Origin of the sequence: Flagellimonas hymeniacidonis (assembly GCF_008040165.1) — a bacterium.
GTDB lineage: Bacteria > Bacteroidota > Bacteroidia > Flavobacteriales > Flavobacteriaceae > Flagellimonas > Flagellimonas hymeniacidonis.
This window is the reverse complement of record NZ_VRUR01000001.1, coordinates 1,885,599-1,905,984: the sequence shown is the minus strand read 5'-3', so window position 1 is coordinate 1,905,984 and position 20,386 is coordinate 1,885,599. Positions and strand designations below refer to the sequence as shown.

The window sequence follows — 20,386 nt, the reverse complement described above, 5'->3', positions numbered from 1 at the left end:
TCCCGATTTTGTATCTTTGTGACCATTAAAAAAGTGCAATGAATTACGAATCAAATCCCATTTTAGATAAGCTTCCAAAACACTTAAAACAGTTTATAAAGCCTCAAGATTATGAGGATTATTCTGCTATAAATCAAGCTGTTTGGCGTTATGTCATGCGAAAAAATGTGGACTACTTAAGTAAGGTAGCCCATAAATCTTATGTAGATGGTTTATTGAAAACAGGGATTTCTATCGACCACATTCCCAATATGTATGGCATGAACCGAATTTTGAAAGAAATTGGTTGGGCCGCAGTCGCGGTGGATGGTTTTATTCCACCTTCGGCGTTTATGGAATTTCAAGCGTACAACATATTGGTTATCGCATCGGATATTCGTCAACTGGAAAACATTGAATATACCCCTGCGCCTGATATTATTCACGAAGGTGCTGGACATGCACCCATTATTGCAAATCCAGAATACGCAGAATATTTAAGGCGTTTTGGAGAAATTGGGTGCAAGGCCATCTCCAGCGCAAAAGATTATGAGCTATATCAAGCTGTTAGGCATCTCTCCATTATTAAAGAAGCCGAAGGAACTCCACAGCAAGAAATCGACGAGGCCGAGCAGCATATTGAACATTTACAGGAGAATATGGGGAAACCCAGTGAGATGGCATTGATTAGAAATCTACATTGGTGGACTGTGGAATACGGATTGATTGGCTCAGTGGAAAAACCTAAAATCTATGGAGCTGGCCTTCTCTCTTCTATTGGCGAGAGCAAGTGGTGCATGCAGAGTGATGTGGTAAAATTGCCTTATACCTTGGAATCTGCTCAAACAGCATTTGATATCACCAAACCACAACCTCAACTTTTCGTCACTCCAAATTTTGCACATTTAAGTCAAGTACTTGAAGATTTTGCAAATACCATGGCATTACGGACGGGTGGGCTTTCTGGTGTTCAAAAATTGATTGATTCCAAAGCGCTTGGAAGCATTGAATTGAGCACTGGTATTCAAATTTCCGGACAATTCAATTCACTCATTGAACATAATGGTGAACCTGTTTATATGCGTACTATTGGCCCCACTGCTTTGTCATATCGTGAAAAAGAATTGGTAGGACATGGAACAGAACAGCATCCAGAAGGATATGGCTCTCCAATTGGGAAGCTTAAGGGCATAAACCTAGCCATTGAGGACATGGGGCCTAGAGATTTAATGGCGTACAAAATCTTTGAAGGCGAACAGATATCTCTGGAATTTGAAGGAGGCGTAAAAATTGAAGGAACCATTGTAACAGGAACCAGGAATTTACAGGGAAAAATCATTTTGATCACGTTTAAAGATTGCACTGTCACCCACGATGGTACGCTATTGTTTTTGCCAAGTTGGGGATTGTATCATATGGCAGTAGGGCAAAAAGTGGTATCTGCGTTTAACGGGCCCGCTGACCTGAATAGCTTTGATTTAACTACGCATGAACTTACAGAAACCACGATTAAAAAGGCTCCAGATCAGGAAAGAATACAGTTGGAAGCTTATTATCAAAGAGTTCGGGATTATAGAGATGGCATTAATACGTTTGTTTCTAGAAGCAAACTTTTTGAGGAAATCAAAGCAGAATTTCCCGAAGATTGGCTATTGCCTATTGAGCTTTATGAGCTTGCTAAAAAAGGGCAGCGCGAAAACTTGGCAGATAACATAAAGGTTCATTTAGAGGAGGTTAAAAAATCAAGGCCCGAAGTTGGGCATTTAATAGATGATGGTCTCACGCTAATCAACCAAGAGTTTGCCAAGGTCAAATAGCTGCTCTGTTGAATTGACTTCATTTTCATTATAAATCAACGTCCATCCTAAGGAATTGGTCAATGTATAGATTCTGGACAACTCACTGATCAGTCTGTTTTCCGCGTTAGAAACCAATGAAGAGGCATTTACTTTTTTCAATAATGAGGCATTCACATTGTCTTTGATCACATTATAATCCTGAGCATTAAATGGATTAAAGTAATCTGCCGACACATCGTAATATTCAAAATCTGGATTGATTTGGATTTCAGGTTCAGGGATTTTTATAATCCGAATGATTTTTGAAGCTTCATCCACTTCATATTCGAGCCTTGCTAAATCATATGCAATGGTAGCTTCCGCATTCACAACCACCAAGGCTTTCTTATTCGCGGTCATTAAAGACCCAAACAATTCTTTGGAATCTGCATAATTGTAAACCTCTACAAAATGTCCTTCAGTTACAATTAATTTGGAAACCTGTTTTAGTTCTTGCTGAATCAAAAGTGAGCTTTCCTCAAGTACTGCCTTTTGATGCCTATCGTCTGCGCAGGATTTATAAATAAGTATGGATGCAAGCGCAATAAGTGCTCCAAGAAGTATTTTTTTCATCTATCCGAATTTCATAAAAGGATACCTTTCTTGAAGATACGTAATTTTGGTCTGGAGCGACTTTTTAAATTTTAGGTACTCATCCGAATCTGGGTTAAACGGTCTATGGCTCAATCCTTTTTGAACGACCTCAACTTGATTCATTGTGTCATGACTATCTTCAGAAATCCATATAGCTTTAAATTTTTCCCAGATGTAATCTACTGCCAATTCGTTGGGATGCACCATATCCTTTCCGTAAAAGCGATAGTCACGCAGTTCATCCATCATAATCTCATAGCTCTCAAAATAAGAAATGCTTGACTTAGCATTGGATGACAGCAAATCGTGAACCGCAGTGATTAAATTGGCTTTGCTACGTTGATTTTCAATAAAACCATCTTTTAAATGACGAACAGGTGAAATGGTAAAAACCAACTGTGTCTTTGGATTAATAGATTGAACTGTGTTACATATTTTTTCCAGACTTTCTCTGATTTCCTGCACGGACAACAACTCCTTTGTAAAGTTTTTTTGTGGAACCTTATGACAATTAGCTACCGTCTTTTCAGTATCGATATTTCTATAAACCCATGCCGTTCCCAGCGTAATAATAAGATGAGTGGTTTGCATCAGTTGTCGTCTGGTTTCCTCAAGTGCATCGTTCAAACTTTGGACCAATTCCGTTTTGGTACCAGAACTTTTATCAGAATGTGCATCAAAGCAATACCATCTTCCATGCTGCTCAAAAACCTCCTTTTCTTTGTAGTTCTGATTTTCTATGGAACGGACAATCAGATTTTCAATGGCAAGCGGATGGAAAAGAATCCCAAATGGATTTTGAAGCTGTTGAAACTTAAAATAGTCCAGTTTTTCACCCATATTTTCCACAAAACAAGACCCTAAAAGCAACATTGAACTTTGATAATCGATTGGATTATCAGCTTTTGACAGTGGAATTGTGGTTTGAAGTTTCATTTTGGAAGCAACGGTTCTCCTAATGGCAATCGTCTATGTTTTTAAGGATCTTTTTGTATTGGGATTCTAGCTGTAGCTCTAACTGATTTACAAACTTTAAAATGCGTCCTAAGTCCTCAATGGACTCATTGCGCAAAGCCTCCGTAGCTTTGTCAATTTCATTTTGAACCAAATTCTGGGTATTGTATATCCCTTCTAATTCATAGAGACATTCATAACCAAATTCATGAAATATCCCAGTAGATTTTGAGGTTTCCCACGCAATTCTGCTTAGTTCAGTAATATCAAGATTGATGTAGGTTTCCCCAACATAGCTGTATAACTCCGGCTCTACATAAGTAGAATCTGTAACCGTAAAAAAGTCTTTATATTTATCCTCAAAAGCATTCATGGTTTTCGGTGAAACCAATAATTTACCTTTATTCTCTTTTTGTATTGCTTCTATAGCATCTAAGAAAAAAGTGATTTTTTCATTGCTCGTCCTATTCTCAGTAAGCTGTTCTAAATTTGCATTGAGCTCGCCTTTAATCTTATCCAAAGCAATTGTTATGTTGGCGTTTTTGGTTTTAGAAGAATTCCAATCATTAAACCAAATAGCTAGGTTAATCCCCACAAAAATCAAGAAGATTTCACTAAGAATATACTTCCAATTAATTGCATCTAGTTTAATAAATCGCATACGCTATTCCATTTGATTGACCAGTTCCACAGCTTTTTTCAAAGCATCTGGAATACCTGAAGGATTTTTACCTCCAGCTGTTGCAAAGAATGGCTGTCCACCACCACCACCTTGGATGTATGTGCCCAATTCACGAACTATGGTCCCAGCATTCAATTTTCTATTGGTCACCAATTCTTTGGAAATGTAACAAGACAACAGTGCTTTTCCATCTTTTTCTGCAGCAAGCAATAAAAATAGGTTGGTAAACTGTCCTCCTATTTCAAAAGCCAAATCTTTAATTCCTGAAGCGTCCAAATCTACCTTCTTAGCCAAAAACTGAAGGCCATTAATCTCTTTCAACTCGGAAACAAGTTCAGATTTCAATCCTTTGGCCTTGTCTTTCAACAACTGCTCTATTTGCTTTTTTAATGCTAAATTTTCCTCTTGCAAACCGATAACCGACTTAACAGGGTCCTTTGTATTGTTCAGCAAGTCCTTTATCTCAAAAAGCATTCGGTTGTTTTTGAAGTAAAATTCCTTTACCGCATCCGAGGTAATGGCTTCAATTCTTCGTATTCCTGCTGCAACTGCTCCTTCGGATACAATCTTAAAATGCCAGATATCCGCCGTATTTTTTACGTGTGTCCCTCCGCAAAGTTCAATGGATTGCCCAAAACGAACCGTGCGCACCGTATCTCCATATTTTTCTCCAAAAAGGGCCATTGCGCCTTGGTCCATCGCTTCTTTGATGGGGATGTTTCTACTTTCTTCAAACGGTAACTGACCTTCAATACGTGCATTTACGAAGTTCTCTACGTCCCTCAATTCTTCAACACTCAATTTGGAAAAGTGTGAAAAGTCAAAACGGAGGTATTTGGAATGTACTGCCGAACCTTTCTGTTCCACGTGGGTTCCCAAAATCTCCCGTAATGCCTGATGTAATAAATGGGTTGCCGTGTGGTTGCTAGCGGTTCGCCAGCGTTGTTTTTTGTCCACAACAGCTTTGAAGGTTCCTGAGGTGTCCTTAGGTAAATTCTCAGAAAAATGAACTATCTCATTATTCTCTTTCTTAGTATCAAGAATATAGATTACATCCCCATTTGAGGCCTCTAAATATCCTTTATCACCTACTTGACCACCGCCTTCTGCATAAAATGGAGTAAGGTTAAAGACCAGATGATACTGATCTCCTCCTTTTTTACTGGTTACCTTTCGGTATTTTACCAATTTCACATCTGCTTCCAGGCCATCATAACCAATAAATTCCTGCTCTCCATCTTCAAGTAAAACGGTCCAATCTTCTTTTGATATTTCAGAAGCTGCTCTGGATCGGTCCTTTTGGGCTTTTAATGCTTTTTCAAAACCTTCTGTGTCCAGTTGATACCCTTTTTCTTCTAAAATCAAGGAAGTCAAATCAATTGGAAATCCGAAAGTATCATAAAGCTCAAAAGCTTTTTGGCCATCAATTGTTTTGCCTTTGGAAGATTTAATAACGGAATCCAACAACACCAATCCTTGCTCCAGAGTACTTAAAAATGAATTTTCTTCCTCCTTCACCACATTCTCAATCAATTGATACTGCTCGCGAAGCTCTGGAAAGGCTTTGCCCATGGTCTCGCCCAAAACCTTGACCAATCGGTAAATAAATGGCTTTTTGGTATCCAAAAAGGTAAACCCGTAGCGTATGGCACGGCGTAGAATCCTGCGAATGACATAACCTGCTCCCGTATTACTTGGCAATTGCCCATCGGCAATAGAAAATGATACAGCTCTAATATGATCAGCGATAACCCTAATGGCTATATCAGTTTCCTCGTCTTTACCGTATTTAGATCTGGTGATTGTTTCTATTTCGCGAATCAGCGGGGTAAACACATCGGTATCGTAATTGGATTTTACATCCTGTAAAACCATGCACAGACGTTCAAAACCCATTCCCGTGTCCACATGTTTTTCTGGAAGGCTTTCTAAAGAACCATTGGCTTTGCGATTGTACTGAATAAAAACCAAGTTCCATATCTCCACCACCTGCGGATGATCCTGGTTTACCAGTGAAGCTCCTGGTATTTTAGCTTTTTCTTCCTTAGATCTAATATCTACATGAATTTCTGAACAGGGACCGCAAGGACCTTGATCTCCCATTTCCCAGAAATTGTCCTTTTTGTTCCCCATGATAATCCGGTCTTCTGGAACAATAGCTTTCCATAATTCAAAAGCTTCTGAGTCCATTTCCAAATTATCGGCATCATCACTTCCTTCAAAAACCGAAACGTAAAGACTGTCTTTGTCAATTTTGTAAACATCTGTTAGCAACTCCCATGCCCATTGTATGGCTTCCTCTTTAAAGTAATCCCCAAAACTCCAGTTGCCCAGCATCTCAAACATGGTGTGGTGGTAGGTATCCTTACCCACTTCCTCCAAATCATTATGTTTTCCGCTAACTCTCAAGCATTTTTGGGAATCTGAAACCCGCTTGGACTTGGGTACGGAATTACCCAAGAAAAACTCTTTAAACTGATTCATTCCGGCATTGGTGAACATCAAAGTAGGGTCATCTTTCATCACCATTGGTGCAGATGGTACTATTTTGTGCTTTTTCCCTTTAAAAAAGTCTAAAAACTGATCTCTTACTTCTTGGGATGTCATTGGAATTCCTAGGGTTTTATTAAATTTAACACTTTAAGCAAAACAATTTTTATATTTGTTTGTTCTCTTAAAAAAGAATGCGCAAAAATAGGATAAAATCCCTTCATGTCTAAAGTTAAGTACTATTACGATCCAGATACTCTTTCCTACCGAAAGATAGAACCTAAAAAGTCCAAAAAGTATCGGAATCTTTTCTTTTTTCTCGTTGGTTCTGCCTTATTCGGGCTTCTTGGGCTTATTGTGTTGTTAAATACCAACTGGTTAAACACACCAAAAGAGCTATCCCTAGATCGTGAGGTGCGCAATTATGAGCTTCAATATGAAATTCTGACAAGGAAAATGAACCAGATGGAGCAGGTACTCGCCAATATTGAAGACCGCGACAATAATATTTACCGCTTGTATTTTGAAGCAAATCCCATTCCAGAGGAACAGCGTAGAGCTGGGTTTGGAGGGGTAAATAGATACAACTCTTTAGAAGGTTTCAACAATTCTGAAATTATCATCAACGCTACGCAACGTTTGGATATTATCCAAAAACAAATGGTTATACAATCCAAATCTTTGGATGAGATTGCTAAGCTAGCAGAGGAAAAAGAAAAACTTTTAGCAGCTATTCCAGCCATACAGCCGGTACGAAATGAAGATCTTACCCGAATGGCGTCTGGTTATGGATGGCGATCCGACCCGTTTACCAAAGCCAGAAAAATGCATTGGGGCATGGATTTTACAGCTCCCAGGGGTGTACCCATTTATGCAACGGGCGATGGAACGGTAAAAAGAGCAGACAATAGGTCATCTGGATACGGAAAACATATTAGAATTGATCATGGCTACGGTTATATGTCGTTATATGCTCATTTAAGCAAATACAATGTGAGCAAAGGCCAAAAGGTAAAACGTGGTGATTTAATTGGCTTTGTTGGAAACACAGGTCGTTCAGAAGCTCCTCATTTACATTATGAGGTTTTTAAAGATGAGGAACGCATCAACCCTATTAACTTCTATTATGGAAGTTTAACGGCGGAAGAGTTTGAAAATATGCTCAAGTTCGCCAATCAAGAGAATCAATCCTTGGATTAATGCATGTAGATCTTCCTGAAAAACGATATTATGGCATTGGCGAAGTAGCCAAGGCTTTTGGGGTGAACACCTCTTTGATTCGGTTTTGGGAAAAGGAATTTGATGTACTGCAACCCAAAAAAAATGCCAAGGGGAATCGAAAATTCACTCCACAAGATATTACGAACCTGCAGTTGATTTATCACTTGGTAAAGGAACGTGGGTTTACTCTGGAAGGTGCAAAAATCCATTTGAAAGAGGAAAAGCAAAAAACACTTTCCAATTTTGAAGTAGTCCAAAAACTGCAAAAAGTACGGGCTGAACTTCTTAAAATCAAAGAACAACTATAATAACACTATAAACACTAAAAACTTAAGAAAATGAAAAAATGGTTAATTCCGTTAATTGTTATTGGGGTCATTGCATTTATAATTTATCAATGGGCAGTGGGGTTTAATAATACTGCCGTACAATATGAAGCTGATGCGAAGACGGCTTGGTCCAATGTAGAAAGTTCCTATCAACGAAGAAACGATTTGATAGGAAACTTGGTCAAAACAGTTCAAGGGGCTGCGGATTTTGAAAGAGGCACATTAAAAGATGTTATTGAAGCACGTGCAAAGGCAACTTCTACTACTATAGATGCCAATAATATTACGCCAGCGCAATTGGCCGAATTTCAACAAGCACAAACAGGGCTTTCATCTGCTCTTTCAAGACTTTTGGTCACTGTGGAACGCTACCCTGACTTAAAGGCAAATCAAAACTTTTTGGAATTGCAGTCACAATTGGAAGGTACCGAGAATAGGATTAATGTAGCAAGAGATAGATACAATGAAAAAGTTAATATCTATGATATTCATACTACCAAATTTCCAGGAAAATTGCTTGCAGGTTGGTTTGGTTTTGGTGAAATGCCACGCTATAAAGCTAATCCAGGTTCTGAAAATGCACCAGATGTGAACTTCGAATTTAATTAAATACATGTCGCACGTAGAAGAATTTTTAACTGCTGAAGAGGAGAACGATATTGTTGCAGCCATTCAGGAGGCCGAGAAAAACACTTCAGGAGAGATACGCGTCCATATTGAAGCTACTGCTAAAATGGACCATTTTAGTAGAGCTCAACAAATATTCCACTTTCTAAAAATGGACAATACCAAAGATGAAAATGGCGTCCTTATTTATGTAGCTGTGGATGATAAAAAATTTGTAATCTATGGGGATAGCGGTATAGACCATGCTGTGCCCAAAGGTTTTTGGGACACCACCAAAGATACTATCGAAGCCCATTTTAAAAATAAAAACTTTAAGCAAGGTATTGTTGAGGGTGTTTTAAGGGCAGGCAAGGAACTACAAGCTCACTTTCCATGGGATAACAATGACATCAATGAACTGAGCGATGCCATATCCAAAGGGTAGTCTTCTTATTGCTTTTTTATGTGTTTCCATTGGGTGGGGACAGTTTACCATACCCGAAAAACCACAAAAGCAAACCAGCGTTTATGATTATATAAACCTGCTACAACCATCTCAAAGCAGCGCTTTGGAGCAAAAGCTTATTCGGTATTCTGATAGCACCTCCACACAAATTGTGATTGCAATAATTAACTCCACAGAAGGAGAGAATATTAATTACTTGGGAGCACAATGGGGTCAAAAATGGGGCATTGGCCAGGCTGATAAAGATAATGGCATATTGGTACTTCTTGCCAAAAACGATAGAAGAATTGCCATTAACACGGGTTATGGCACCGAAGGTGCTCTAACCGATTTTATGTCCAAGCGCATTATTGAATCTGTCATTATCCCAGAATTTAAGAAAGGAGATTATTATGGCGGACTGGACAAGGGGTCCGATGCTATTTTTCAGGTACTCAACGGTGAGTTCAACGAGGAACGCACTTTTGGAGACAACCAAGGTTTTTCGTTTAAAGCATTGCTCCCATTTATCATTTTTATTATTATTCTCATCATACTATCAAGACGTAGCAAGAATAATAAAGGTGGGCGCGGTGGCAGAAATCGCGGAAAGGGTCTTGACATTTGGGATATGATTATTTTGAGCAATATGGGCCGTAGCTCTAATTCCTCTGGAGGTTTTGGAGGTGGTGGATTTGGCTCAGGCGGCTTTGGCGGCGGATTCGGTGGTGGTGGATTTGGCGGTGGCGGAGCCTCAGGGGGGTGGTAACATAACCGCAAATTTTTGTCTTAGAACGCAACGCTGCGTCAATTATATCATCTTCACTTTAAAATAAATCCCCATGCTCCTAAAAAAATTGATTTACTCCTCTATCCTACTCTGCGCTACGTTGTGCTGCCCAGAAGATGACATCGAGGACTGCTCCCTTGTAGATTGCATGTCTGTTGACAATTCTGTGTATGTTAAATTCCTAGATAGTGCGAGCGGTGAAAACCTAATCACCAATGGTAGTTTCCAAGTATCCCAAATAGCCATTTCAGATTCTGATACCAGTCCTGTAGACTTTGAGGTGCAAAAGGATTTTGAAAACGAAGATGTTTTGATACTGGATTTGCAAAATGCGGACATTGGAGAACAGTCCTACCAAATAATGTTGGGAGACACAACTTCGTTCAATTTTGCCTTAACCACTTTTTCTGACGCAGGAAGCGTCTGCTGCGGTCCTTACACAGGCATCGATGACGTATCGTTGTCGGGAATTGAGGGTGACTATATAAATCGGGGCATCCTTCCCATTGAGGTTTCCGTTTTTGTTCCTTAAAAAAGAATGGATTAGTCCATTCGTTTATAAAAAATCTTATTGACGATTTTCCATTCCCCATCAATCTTTAATAGGTTCATCATATCTACAAAAGTAAAATCCGGGTACTCCAATTCCAATCTCGCGTTGGCCGCATGACCAGATATGGTAATTTCTGCAATACGATTCTTTCGGTCAATTCTAGATCCCGTTTTCATCCCACTAAAAAACTCAAGCGCATTTACCTCTTTATAGCCTTCATCTGTAATGTATTTCATGGTTGCAGTTTCATGAAATGCCTTTTTTAGTGTGTTAAAATCCCGATTGGAACCTCCTTCCATATAATAATTCAAGGTCTGTTCCACCAATTGATAATCTGATTCCTGTGCGTTGATAGCGCAAAAAACACCTGCTGTAAAAAACAATAGGACTAGCTTTTTCATGATGATGATTTTTAGGTTGTTTTACTGATTTCAAGTTATTATTTTAGAATTCATCTCTACCAACACAAATCATAAATATTTCATAAGGTTAAGTCCACGGGAAGAAAACCATTCGTAAATCCTAACACTACATCGGTAAAACGATAGTGCCCCACCTTCTTTATTTGAGCTATCTTAGTCATGGTTAACTAATAGTATTAATCAATACCGTTTTACATGTCTCGTTTTCTCAAAATTTTCATTGTTTCGCTTCTTGTACTTATTGCTTCCTGTAAAAAAAAGACGGGCACTTCAGAAACTGATAATCTTTTTAAGTTTAAAGATTATATCAGTTACCATACCCATGGAAAGCAGAGTATTTCAGCACCCATTACCATTGCGTTGGCCCAACAGCTTACACAATTCGAGCTTAAGCAGGAGCTCCCTTCAGAATATTTGAAGGTGAGCCCTAAAATTGAAGGGAAATTGGCTATTGAAAATGGCAGAGAACTTACTTTTCTCCCTTCAACCTACTTGGAGCCAGATACCGAATATGCAGTCACGGTAGCGCTAAACAAGCTTTTTGAGGATATAGACAGGGATTTTAAAACCTATACGTTCAGCTTTAAGACCATTGCACCTAATTTCAAAATCAATTTAGGAAACCTACAATCTTATGATAAAAATTGGCAATACCTAACCGGAGCTTTAGAAGCTTCGGATATTCTCACCGCTTCCAAAATAAACACTGTTCTTGCGGTTGAGCAAAGTGACAAAAAGATTAAGGTAAAATGGGATAATACAACTGAAAACGCACAATACTTTAGTTTTAAAATAGACAGTATTTCCCGTAAAACGGACGACAGCGAATTGAACATCAGCTGGAATGGAAAGGAATTAGGTGCGGATAATCAAGGTACTGAAACCTATACCATCCCTGGACTAAATAAATTTGTGGTTATTGATGCCAAAACCGCTACCGCTCCCAACGCGGCATTAACGCTTAACTTTTCAGAGCCATTAAAACAAAATCAGAATCTAAATGGCCTTGTTACCATTGAAAATGCTGAGAGTCTCCGTTACGAAATTGACGGCAACGTTTTAAAGGTGTATCCCTCTAACAGAATATTGGGCCAAGTACGGATCAAAGCTTTTGAGGGTATAGAGAGCGAATATGGTTTCACCTTAAAAAGGACCTTTTCAGAATTGGTCTCCTTTGAGCAATTAAAACCGAGCGTCCGGTTAATTTCCAAAGGAACCATTTTGCCAAATGCAGCCTCAACGCCTATTTACTTTGAAACTGTAAATCTTTCAGCAGTAGAAGTACGTGTTGTCCAAGTTTTTAAAAATAATATGCTCCAATACCTTCAAAACAATAATCTTACCCAGAGCTATAATTCAGATTTGAGACCGGTAGGGCGACGGGTAGCATACAAAGTGATTTCGCTTACGGACGAGGGAGAGGAAAATTCCAGTTATTGGAAGGCTCACGCCCTAGACCTATCCGAACTTATTAAGGTGAATCCCGGGTCCTTGTACCGAATCGAATTCAGCTTTAAAAAAGAACATACCACATACGACTGTGGAGTTGTAGAAGGTTCCGAAGGAATTTCAGATGACATTGCCTTATCCACTCATGACGAAACCCAAGAAGAACGCTATTGGGACAATGAACTATATAACTGGAGAAATTATGATTGGAACTGGGAAGAGCGGGACAACCCGTGTCATGCTGCCTATTACAACGACACCAGACTTGTAACTACTAATCTGTTGGGTAGTGATTTGGGGTTGATTGTGAAAAAAGGGAACAATCGCTCTTATCATTTTGCAGCAACCAATTTGCTCACGACCACTCCAGAAGCCAATACCGCTATAAAATTGTACAACTACCAGCAGCAATTGTTGGGCGAGGTAACTACGGATGCCTCTGGGTTTGGAATATTTGATAGTGAGAAAAAAGTAGCATTCGCCATTGCGGAAAAAAACAACAATTTCGCTTATGCAAAGCTTGCCGATGGCAATGCCCTTTCATTGAGCAAGTTTGATGTTTCTGGTCAAGAATTGCAAAGTGGTTTGCAAGGTTTTATCTATACAGAAAGAGGTGTTCATAGACCTGGTGATACGGTCCATTTGACTTTTGTTTTGGATGATAGTAGCAATCCCCTACCCGAAAACCATCCTGTTACTTTAGAAGTAAGTGATGCAAGAGGTAAACTCGTGCAACGAAATGTGCTTAAAGCAGGCACCGTTCCTATTTCCGATGGCCTTTACGCCAAAAAAGAAGGTAAGTTCTATTATTTCCCAATTCCCACCAAAGCAAGTGACCCTACTGGAACATGGAATGCCAAGGTTGTTGTAGGAGGAGCACAATTCAATAAAAACATAAAGATTGCCACCATAAAACCAAATCGCTTAAAAGTAAATTTTGACTTTGAGGATGAGATTTTAAAAGCAAACGCCAACACTATTGGAAAAGCAGAAGTTCAGTGGTTACATGGTGCACCTGCACGCAATCTTAAAATTGATATCAATGCCAAATTACAAAGTACATCCACCGCATTTCCTGATTTTAAGGGTTATGTTTTTCAAGACCCGGTTCGTACTTTCAATGAAACGGAAATCCAATTCATCACTTCAAAATTAGATGACAATGGGGTATTGAGCATCAACGAAAAACTAAGTGCCAACAACAATGCCCCTGGTATGTTGCAGGCCACATTTACAACAAAAGTATTTGAGGGCGGTGGAGATTTCTCTATCGACGTATTCTCCAAAAAATTGGCGCCTTTCACACATTTTGTAGGCTTGCGTTCCCCAAAAGCTAGACAATATGGGTCATTTTTAACTGATGAGAATACCACTTTCGATTTGGCAAGTGTTAATGCCGAGGGAAAATCAGTCGGTAACCGAAAACTTAAAGTCCAAATCTTTAAAATAGAATGGCGTTGGTGGTGGAACCGAGGTCGAGACAATCTTTCCCGTTATGAAAACGCAACAGTACATCGTCCTTATAAAGAACTGGCAGTAACCACGGCCAATAATGGAAAAGCGAATTTTAAAGTTAATATTCCTGATGATGATGGCGGACGTTTCTTGATTCGGGTAATTGATGAAGCTTCTGGCCATGCCACAGGCCGTACAGCATATTTTTATAGAAATTGGTGGAGGAGGCCCGCATCTGGAGATACTGAGAGCTCAAAAATCTTAATTTTTTCTGCTGATAAAGAAAAATACACTTTAGGAGAAGAAGCGGTCGTGACTTTTCCTTCAGATAGAGGTGGACGCGCTTTGCTGAGTATTGAAAACGGTTCCGAAGTATTATCACAACAATGGATTGAAACTTCGGCAAAAGAGACCAAAGCAACCATTCCAATTACCGCTGATATGGCTCCTAATGCCTATGCGAATATTTCATTATTGCAACCGCATGGACAGGTGGCCAATGATCTTCCTATTCGTTTATACGGAGTTGTACCCCTTCTTGTTGAAAATCCCGCTACTTTTTTGAAACCAGAACTTCAAATGCCAGAGGTATTGCAACCAGAACAATCATTTAAGGTTACCGTATCCGAGACCAACAAAAAACCAATGACGTACTCCCTAGCTGTTGTTGATGAGGGGTTGCTGGATTTAACTCGATTTAAGACACCAGATATCCACGGCACATTCTACGCTAGACAAACGCTTGGAGTAAAGACTTTTGACATTTTTGATGATGTCATGGGCGCTTATTCCATAAGTGTGGACAATATCTATGAGATAGGTGGTGGTGGAATTGGTGAAGGTTCTAAAAATAGAAAAGCACAGCGATTTAAGCCTGTGGTAACGTATTTGGGGCCGTTTACTTTAAATGCTGGTGAAAAAGCATCTCATACCATCAATATGCCTAATTATGTAGGCTCAGTTAAAACTATGGTGGTGGCCGGAAACCAAAATAGCGCCTATGGCAACACTGAAAAAACCACCCCGGTACGTAAACCACTGATGGTACTGACTTCAATACCCAGAAAATTGTCGCCTGGTGAAAAAGTGACTATTCCCGTTACTGTTTTTGCTATGGAAAAGAAGGTGAAAAATGTAAAGGTTTCCATAGATGCTGGAAAAGCACTTGAACCTATTGGCTCAACGTATAAAAACATCACATTCAATGCCGTTGGGGAGCAAATTGTGAATTTTGATTTTAAGGTAAATCCAACAAAATCATTTCAAACCATAAAGGTAACCGTTTCTGGACATGGTGAGCAAGCTAGTAATGAAACTGAAGTTGATGTGGAAAATCCAAATCCGATTACCACGAAAAGTACCCTCTATACTATAGTAGAAAATCAATCTCAAACCATTTCTTTTGACACTTTTGGGACTTCAGGTACCAATACGGCCACAATCGAATTTTCCACCCTCCCTCCCATGGATTTTTCAAAACGTATGGAGTATTTGCTACAATACCCACATGGTTGCGTAGAACAAACCACCTCTGCTGCGTTTCCACAATTGTTTTTGTCGGAAGTGTTGGATATCACATTTGATAAGAAAAAGGAAATTGAAAAAAACATCAAGGCAGCAATTAAAAGATTAAATGACTTTCAAGTGCCAAGCGGAGGTTTAAGTTATTGGTCTGGTTATGGTTCTGCAAATGATTGGGGCACCTCCTACGCAGGTCATTTTATGTTGGAAGCGAAGCAAAAAGGATATCAATTGCCTTTGACCTTTTTGAGCAATTGGTTGCGCTATCAGAAAAATACAGCACGCCAATGGAGTAATCAGAGCACTAGGTATAACAATGACATTGCACAGGCATATAGACTATATACCCTTGCACTGGCCCAACAACCAGAATTAGCTGCGATGAACCGATTACGAGAGTCGAAAAATCTTAGCAACGAAGCCAAATGGCGATTGGCAGCTGCTTATGCTTTAGTAGGTAAAAAGGAGGTGGCCAAAGAGCTTGTTCAAATTGCCAATATTAATTTCAAACCCAATTCTTACAATTATAGAACCTATGGTTCTGTTTTCCGAAATAGAGCAATGGCTTTGGAAACCATGGTAATTCTTGGTGATTCCCAACAACGAGAAATGGCTATTTCATTAGCGAAAAACCTCTCTTCGCAACGCTGGTACAGCACCCAAGAAACTGCTTATGCCTTGCTCGCAATGGCCAAAATGGTTTCCAAAAACGGAGGAAAGGCCATCGATCTAACCTTCACCAATAACGGAAAGGAAATAACGATAAAAACAGATCGTGCCATTGCGCAAAGGGGTCTTGTTATTTCATCAGCCACAAACGAAATCAAGATTGAAAACAAACAGAACAATACCATTTATGCTACCCTTACACAAAGCGGAAAATTGCCCGTAGGGCAAGAGTTGGAACAACAACAAAATTTAAGGCTCTCGGTAAAATATTTGGATGCGGTTGGAAACAATATTGATGTGACAGAATTACGTCAGGGTACCGAATTACAGGCAAAATTAACTGTGTTTAACGCCTCTGATGATTTTATTGAAAATCTGGCCTTAACCCAAATTGTGCCCAGTGGTTGGGAAATTGTAAATACCTCATACGCTGGCGGGGGAGATTCCAATTCCAATAAAGCAGATTATATCGATACCCGCGATGATCGCACCAATCTTTATTTTGATTTAGGTCCAAAAAAAGCGGCAACGTTTACTATTAAGCTAAATGCTTCCTTTTTGGGGGATTATTATTTACCTGGATCTCAAGTTGAAGCCATGTATGACAACAACTACTACGCCCGAAACAAAGGAAAATGGATAAAAGTGGTTCAATGATACCCCAGTGAATGAAAGGTTTCCTATCGGTACTAAAACATATGATTAAGAAACATCGAATTACGCTTTCGATGATGTTGATTGTTTTTTTAGTATGGTTGTTTTGTTTACCCAAAACCTTGTTCGAAGACCCAACCTCAACTGTTGTAACAAGCTCTGATAATGTATTGATTGGTGCTCGTATCGCTGAGGATGGCCAGTGGCGTTTTCCTCAAATAGATTCGGTACCAAACCGATTCAAGCAAAGTGTGCTGTTGTTTGAGGATGAATATTTTTATAGACATCCCGGATTCAACCCCATTTCCATTTTCAATGCCATAAAACATAATCTCACCAAAAATACCCGCCGAGGTGGAAGCACCATAACCCAGCAAGTCGTCCGATTAAGTAGAAAGAATACTTCCAGAACCTATTTTGAAAAATGCATTGAGCTTTTTATGGCAACCCGATTAGAGTTCAAATATTCTAAAGACGATATCCTTAAGTTGTATGCCACGCACACTCCGTATGGTGGCAACGTAGTGGGGTTGGAAACCGCTTCCTGGCGTTATTTTGGTATACCAGCACATGAATTGAGCTGGGGGCAATCTGCAGCTCTCGCAGTTCTACCCAACGCTCCATCATTGATTTTCCCAGGAAGGAATGAGCAAACCTTGCTACAAAAACGCAATCGTCTGCTAAAAAAGTTGTGGGATAAAAACCATATTGATCAAACCACTTATGAACTGGCCATTGCTGAACCTTTGCCCCAAAAACCGCTTACGCTGCCCAACAATGCTCCGCATCTTACCGAAAGAATTAAAAAAGAGCATCCCGGTAAACGTATCAAAACTTCCATTGATCGTCATTTGCAGTATCAAAACAACATTCTGGCCGAACGCCATTTTCAGCGATTAAAAAGTAACGAAATCCAGAATTTATCCATTTTGGTCTTGGATATTGAATCCCGAAAGGTGCTGAGCTATATTGGCAATGCTCCATCAACCACGGCGGATGGGAATCAGGTAGACATCATTACCAAAAAAAGAAGCACAGGCAGTACGCTAAAACCTTTTTTATTTGCTTCACTGCTTAATGAAGGCCAATTGCTTCCCAATAGTTTGGTAAAAGACATTCCCACGGTAATTAATGGGTACAATCCGAAAAACTTCAACAAAAAGCACGCTGGGGCTGTTCCTGCAAGTAGAGCATTATCGCGCTCGTTAAATGTACCTGCGGTTCGCTTACTTAGACAATTTGGGCTTCAAAAATTCTATAACAAGCTTCATAACATGAATTTGAAGTTGGATAAACCTGCTGGGCATTATGGTTTAGCATTAATCTTAGGTGGAGCTGAAAGCTCTTTGTGGGATATTACCAAAACCTATGCATCGGCAGCTTCTACTTTGAATTATTACATTTCCAACTCCAGCACCTACAGGGCTAATGAATTTGTGGACCCCACCTATTTGTTTGAGGATGAAAAAGACTTTGGTCCGCAGCAATTTGAACCATCGATACTGAATGCAGGTGCTATTTACCATACATTTAAATCATTGCAAGAAGTGAATCGGCCTGACGGGAATGAGAATTGGCAGTTTTTTGATTCATCACAGCGCATTGCCTGGAAAACAGGAACCAGTTTTGGCTTCAAGGATGCTTGGGCGGTTGGGGTAACTCCGAAGTATGCTATTGGTGTTTGGGCTGGGAATGCAGACGGTGAGGGCAGGCCAGGGCTCACCGGCATAACCGCTGCAGCACCTCTTCTTTTTGATGTTTTAGACGTTTTGCCCCAAAGTGGATGGTTTCAAGAACCTTTTGATGACCTTGTGGAGTTCGAAATTTGCAAAGAAAGTGGATTTCGAGCTTCCACATTTTGTGATGTTACACAGAAAGAATTTCTCCCTATAAAAGGAACCAGAAGCAAACAATGCCCATATCATCATCAAATATTTTTGGATGAAAAAGGGAAGTTCAGGGTAAATTCTGATTGCTATCCCTTGGAAAATATGGTTCAAAAAAACTGGTTTCGCTTACCAACCGTAGTTGAATATTATTATGTAAATTCCAATCCAAACTATAAAGTCATTCCTCCATTTCTTGAGGGTTGTTTTACGGAGGAAAGCCAGTTAATGGAATTTATTTTTCCTAAAAAAAATGAGGAAATCCTTATTCCAAAGGATTTAGGCAAAAATACCCAAGAAGTACTATTTAAATTAGCCCATCAACAATCTGAAAGTACAGTTCATTGGTATTTGGATGAAACTTATGTTGGTTCCACAACCCAGTTCCATGAATTAATTCTTGATGCCAAATTAGGTGATTACCTCTTAACGGCTATGGATGATGAAGGCAACAGGATTCAACAAAAATTAAGCGTAAAAATGGCCTCGAATTAATACCCTTACTTTTTACGCATAAAAATTGTGATGGGCACGCCACTAAAATCAAAGTTCTCTCTTAGCTTATTTTCTAAAAAACGCTTATAAGGATCACGTACATATTGCGGCAAATTACAGAAAAAAGCAAACTGCGGATAGGGTGTTGGCAGTTGGGTGCAAAACTTGATTTTTACATATTTTCCTTTGTATGCTGGTGGTGGTGTATGCTCAATAATAGGCAGCATAATATCATTCAGCTTTCTGGTCACCACTTTTTTGGAACGGTTTTTAAAGACGTCTACTGCGGTTTCAATCGCTTTGAAAATTCGTTGTTTGGTCAATACAGAAATAAAAAGAATTGGCACATCATCAAATGGTTCAATCGCCTCCTGTATTTTTTTGGTGTACTCTTTTACAGAATTGGTTTCTTTTTCCACCAAATCCCATTTGTTCACCAAAATCACAACACCTTTATTATTGCGTTGTGCCAACCAAAAGATATTCTGTACCTGTCCATCAAATCCGCGTGTAGCATCTACCAACAGAATACAGACATCGCAATGTTCAATTGCCCTAACAGAACGCATAACGGAGTAAAACTCCAAATCTTCCTTAACCTTGGCCTTTCTCCTAATTCCTGCAGTATCCACAAGATTAAATTCAAAACCAAATCTATTGTATTTGGTGTCAATACTGTCTCGTGTAGTTCCTGCTATATCGGTAACAATGTACCTATCTTCTCCAATCAAGGCGTTGATAAACGAAGATTTTCCAGCATTGGGACGTCCAACAACCGCAAATCTGGGCAGTTCACTTTCTTCTTCTTCAACCTCTGGCAACACTTTAACCAAAGCATCCAACAACTCCCCTGTTCCACTACCATTTATACTTGACAGGGTATAATAATCCCCAAGTCCAAGCGCATAAAATTCAACGGCATCTGCTTCACGCTGCGCATTATCTACTTTATTTATGGCTAAAAAAACAGGTTTGTTTACTTTACGAAGTAATTTGGAAACATCCTCATCCATTCCTGTGACACCAGATTCTACATCCACCATAAAAATAATGGCGTCCGCTTCATCAATGGCCAGCTCCACCTGTTTGTCGATCTCTTGTTCAAAAATGTCATCACTTCCAACTACATAACCTCCAGTATCTATTATGGAGAATTCCCTTCCATTCCAATCACTTTTTCCGTAATGACGATCACGCGTTACCCCGCTCACAGCATCCACAATCGCTTCACGACGCTGAATGAGTCGATTGAAAAAAGTGGACTTCCCTACATTTGGTCTTCCAACAATGGCTACAATAGCTCCCATCTACATTAAATTTTGGCAAAAATACCACTATTTATGAATAAAAAATG

At 39.5% G+C, this 20,386-nt stretch carries 15 protein-coding genes; 9 read left to right on the top strand and 6 right to left on the bottom strand.

Annotated features, from left to right (window positions below; genetic code table 11):
- The first annotated feature begins 38 nt into the window (after window positions 1-38).
- The gene (locus FVB32_RS08610) at window positions 39-1,796 is read left to right on the top strand and encodes an aromatic amino acid hydroxylase (RefSeq protein ID WP_147743262.1); all 1,758 of its coding nucleotides are present in this window, start codon (window positions 39-41) and stop codon (window positions 1,794-1,796) included.
- Here the strand turns inward: FVB32_RS08610 and FVB32_RS08605 are convergent.
- The 4 genes from FVB32_RS08605 to alaS are packed head-to-tail and all read right to left on the bottom strand — an operon-like array spanning window position 1,764 to window position 6,654.
- Window positions 1,764-2,390 carry a DUF4230 domain-containing protein gene (locus FVB32_RS08605; protein ID WP_147743261.1) on the bottom strand — a complete coding sequence of 209 codons (627 nt, stop codon included), beginning with the start codon at window positions 2,388-2,390 and terminating at the stop codon, window positions 1,764-1,766. The genes FVB32_RS08610 and FVB32_RS08605 overlap by 33 nt on opposite strands.
- Entirely contained in the window at window positions 2,391-3,347 is a 957-nt protein-coding gene (locus FVB32_RS08600) for a GSCFA domain-containing protein (RefSeq protein ID WP_147743259.1), read from the bottom strand.
- Between the two features lie 19 nt (window positions 3,348-3,366).
- On the bottom strand, window positions 3,367-4,026 hold the full coding sequence (locus FVB32_RS08595) for a hypothetical protein (RefSeq protein ID WP_147743256.1): 660 nt from the start codon (window positions 4,024-4,026) through the stop codon (window positions 3,367-3,369).
- A 3-nt stretch (window positions 4,027-4,029) separates the two neighbouring features.
- Entirely contained in the window at window positions 4,030-6,654 is a 2,625-nt protein-coding gene (alaS, locus tag FVB32_RS08590; protein ID WP_147743254.1) for an alanine--tRNA ligase, read from the bottom strand.
- A 105-nt stretch (window positions 6,655-6,759) separates the two neighbouring features.
- Here alaS and FVB32_RS08585 point away from each other — a divergent pair, with 105 nt between their 5' ends.
- The 6 genes from FVB32_RS08585 (at window position 6,760) to FVB32_RS08560 (ending at window position 10,460) form a co-directional block, all read left to right on the top strand.
- Window positions 6,760-7,737, top strand: coding sequence for a M23 family metallopeptidase (locus FVB32_RS08585; protein ID WP_147743253.1), 978 nt, complete (start codon window positions 6,760-6,762; stop codon window positions 7,735-7,737).
- Complete coding sequence (locus tag FVB32_RS08580) at window positions 7,737-8,066, top strand: MerR family transcriptional regulator (protein ID WP_112377459.1); 330 nt, start codon at window positions 7,737-7,739, stop codon at window positions 8,064-8,066. Before FVB32_RS08585 ends, FVB32_RS08580 begins: the two co-directional genes overlap by 1 nt.
- A 30-nt stretch (window positions 8,067-8,096) precedes the next feature.
- A complete protein-coding gene (locus FVB32_RS08575; RefSeq protein WP_147743251.1) occupies window positions 8,097-8,696 on the top strand; it encodes a LemA family protein in 600 nt (199 codons plus the stop codon).
- 4 nt (window positions 8,697-8,700) lie between these two features.
- Window positions 8,701-9,138 carry a TPM domain-containing protein gene (locus FVB32_RS08570; RefSeq protein WP_147743249.1) on the top strand — a complete coding sequence of 146 codons (438 nt, stop codon included), beginning with the start codon at window positions 8,701-8,703 and terminating at the stop codon, window positions 9,136-9,138.
- Complete coding sequence (locus FVB32_RS08565; RefSeq protein ID WP_147743247.1) at window positions 9,119-9,907, top strand: TPM domain-containing protein; 789 nt, start codon at window positions 9,119-9,121, stop codon at window positions 9,905-9,907. Before FVB32_RS08570 ends, FVB32_RS08565 begins: the two co-directional genes overlap by 20 nt.
- Before the next feature lie 73 nt (window positions 9,908-9,980).
- Window positions 9,981-10,460: a hypothetical protein gene (locus FVB32_RS08560; protein ID WP_147743245.1), complete on the top strand. Its 480-nt coding sequence runs from the start codon at window positions 9,981-9,983 to the stop codon at window positions 10,458-10,460.
- 11 nt (window positions 10,461-10,471) lie between these two features.
- Here the strand turns inward: FVB32_RS08560 and FVB32_RS08555 are convergent, their stop codons facing one another.
- The gene (locus FVB32_RS08555) at window positions 10,472-10,882 is read right to left on the bottom strand and encodes a nuclear transport factor 2 family protein (protein WP_147743243.1); all 411 of its coding nucleotides are present in this window, start codon (window positions 10,880-10,882) and stop codon (window positions 10,472-10,474) included.
- A 216-nt stretch (window positions 10,883-11,098) separates the two neighbouring features.
- On the opposite strand from FVB32_RS08555, the gene FVB32_RS08550 reads away from it, so the two are divergent.
- Window positions 11,099-16,654 carry an alpha-2-macroglobulin family protein gene (locus tag FVB32_RS08550; RefSeq protein ID WP_147743241.1) on the top strand — a complete coding sequence of 1,852 codons (5,556 nt, stop codon included), beginning with the start codon at window positions 11,099-11,101 and terminating at the stop codon, window positions 16,652-16,654.
- A gap of 41 nt (window positions 16,655-16,695) precedes the next feature.
- A complete protein-coding gene (pbpC, locus tag FVB32_RS08545) occupies window positions 16,696-19,032 on the top strand; it encodes a penicillin-binding protein 1C (RefSeq protein ID WP_246139849.1) in 2,337 nt (778 codons plus the stop codon).
- Between the two features lie 5 nt (window positions 19,033-19,037).
- Here the strand turns inward: pbpC and der are convergent, their stop codons facing one another.
- Window positions 19,038-20,339 (bottom strand): ribosome biogenesis GTPase Der, encoded by a 1,302-nt coding sequence (gene der / locus FVB32_RS08540; protein ID WP_147743239.1) that lies wholly within the window; start codon window positions 20,337-20,339, stop codon window positions 19,038-19,040.
- Window positions 20,340-20,386 lie beyond the last annotated feature (47 nt).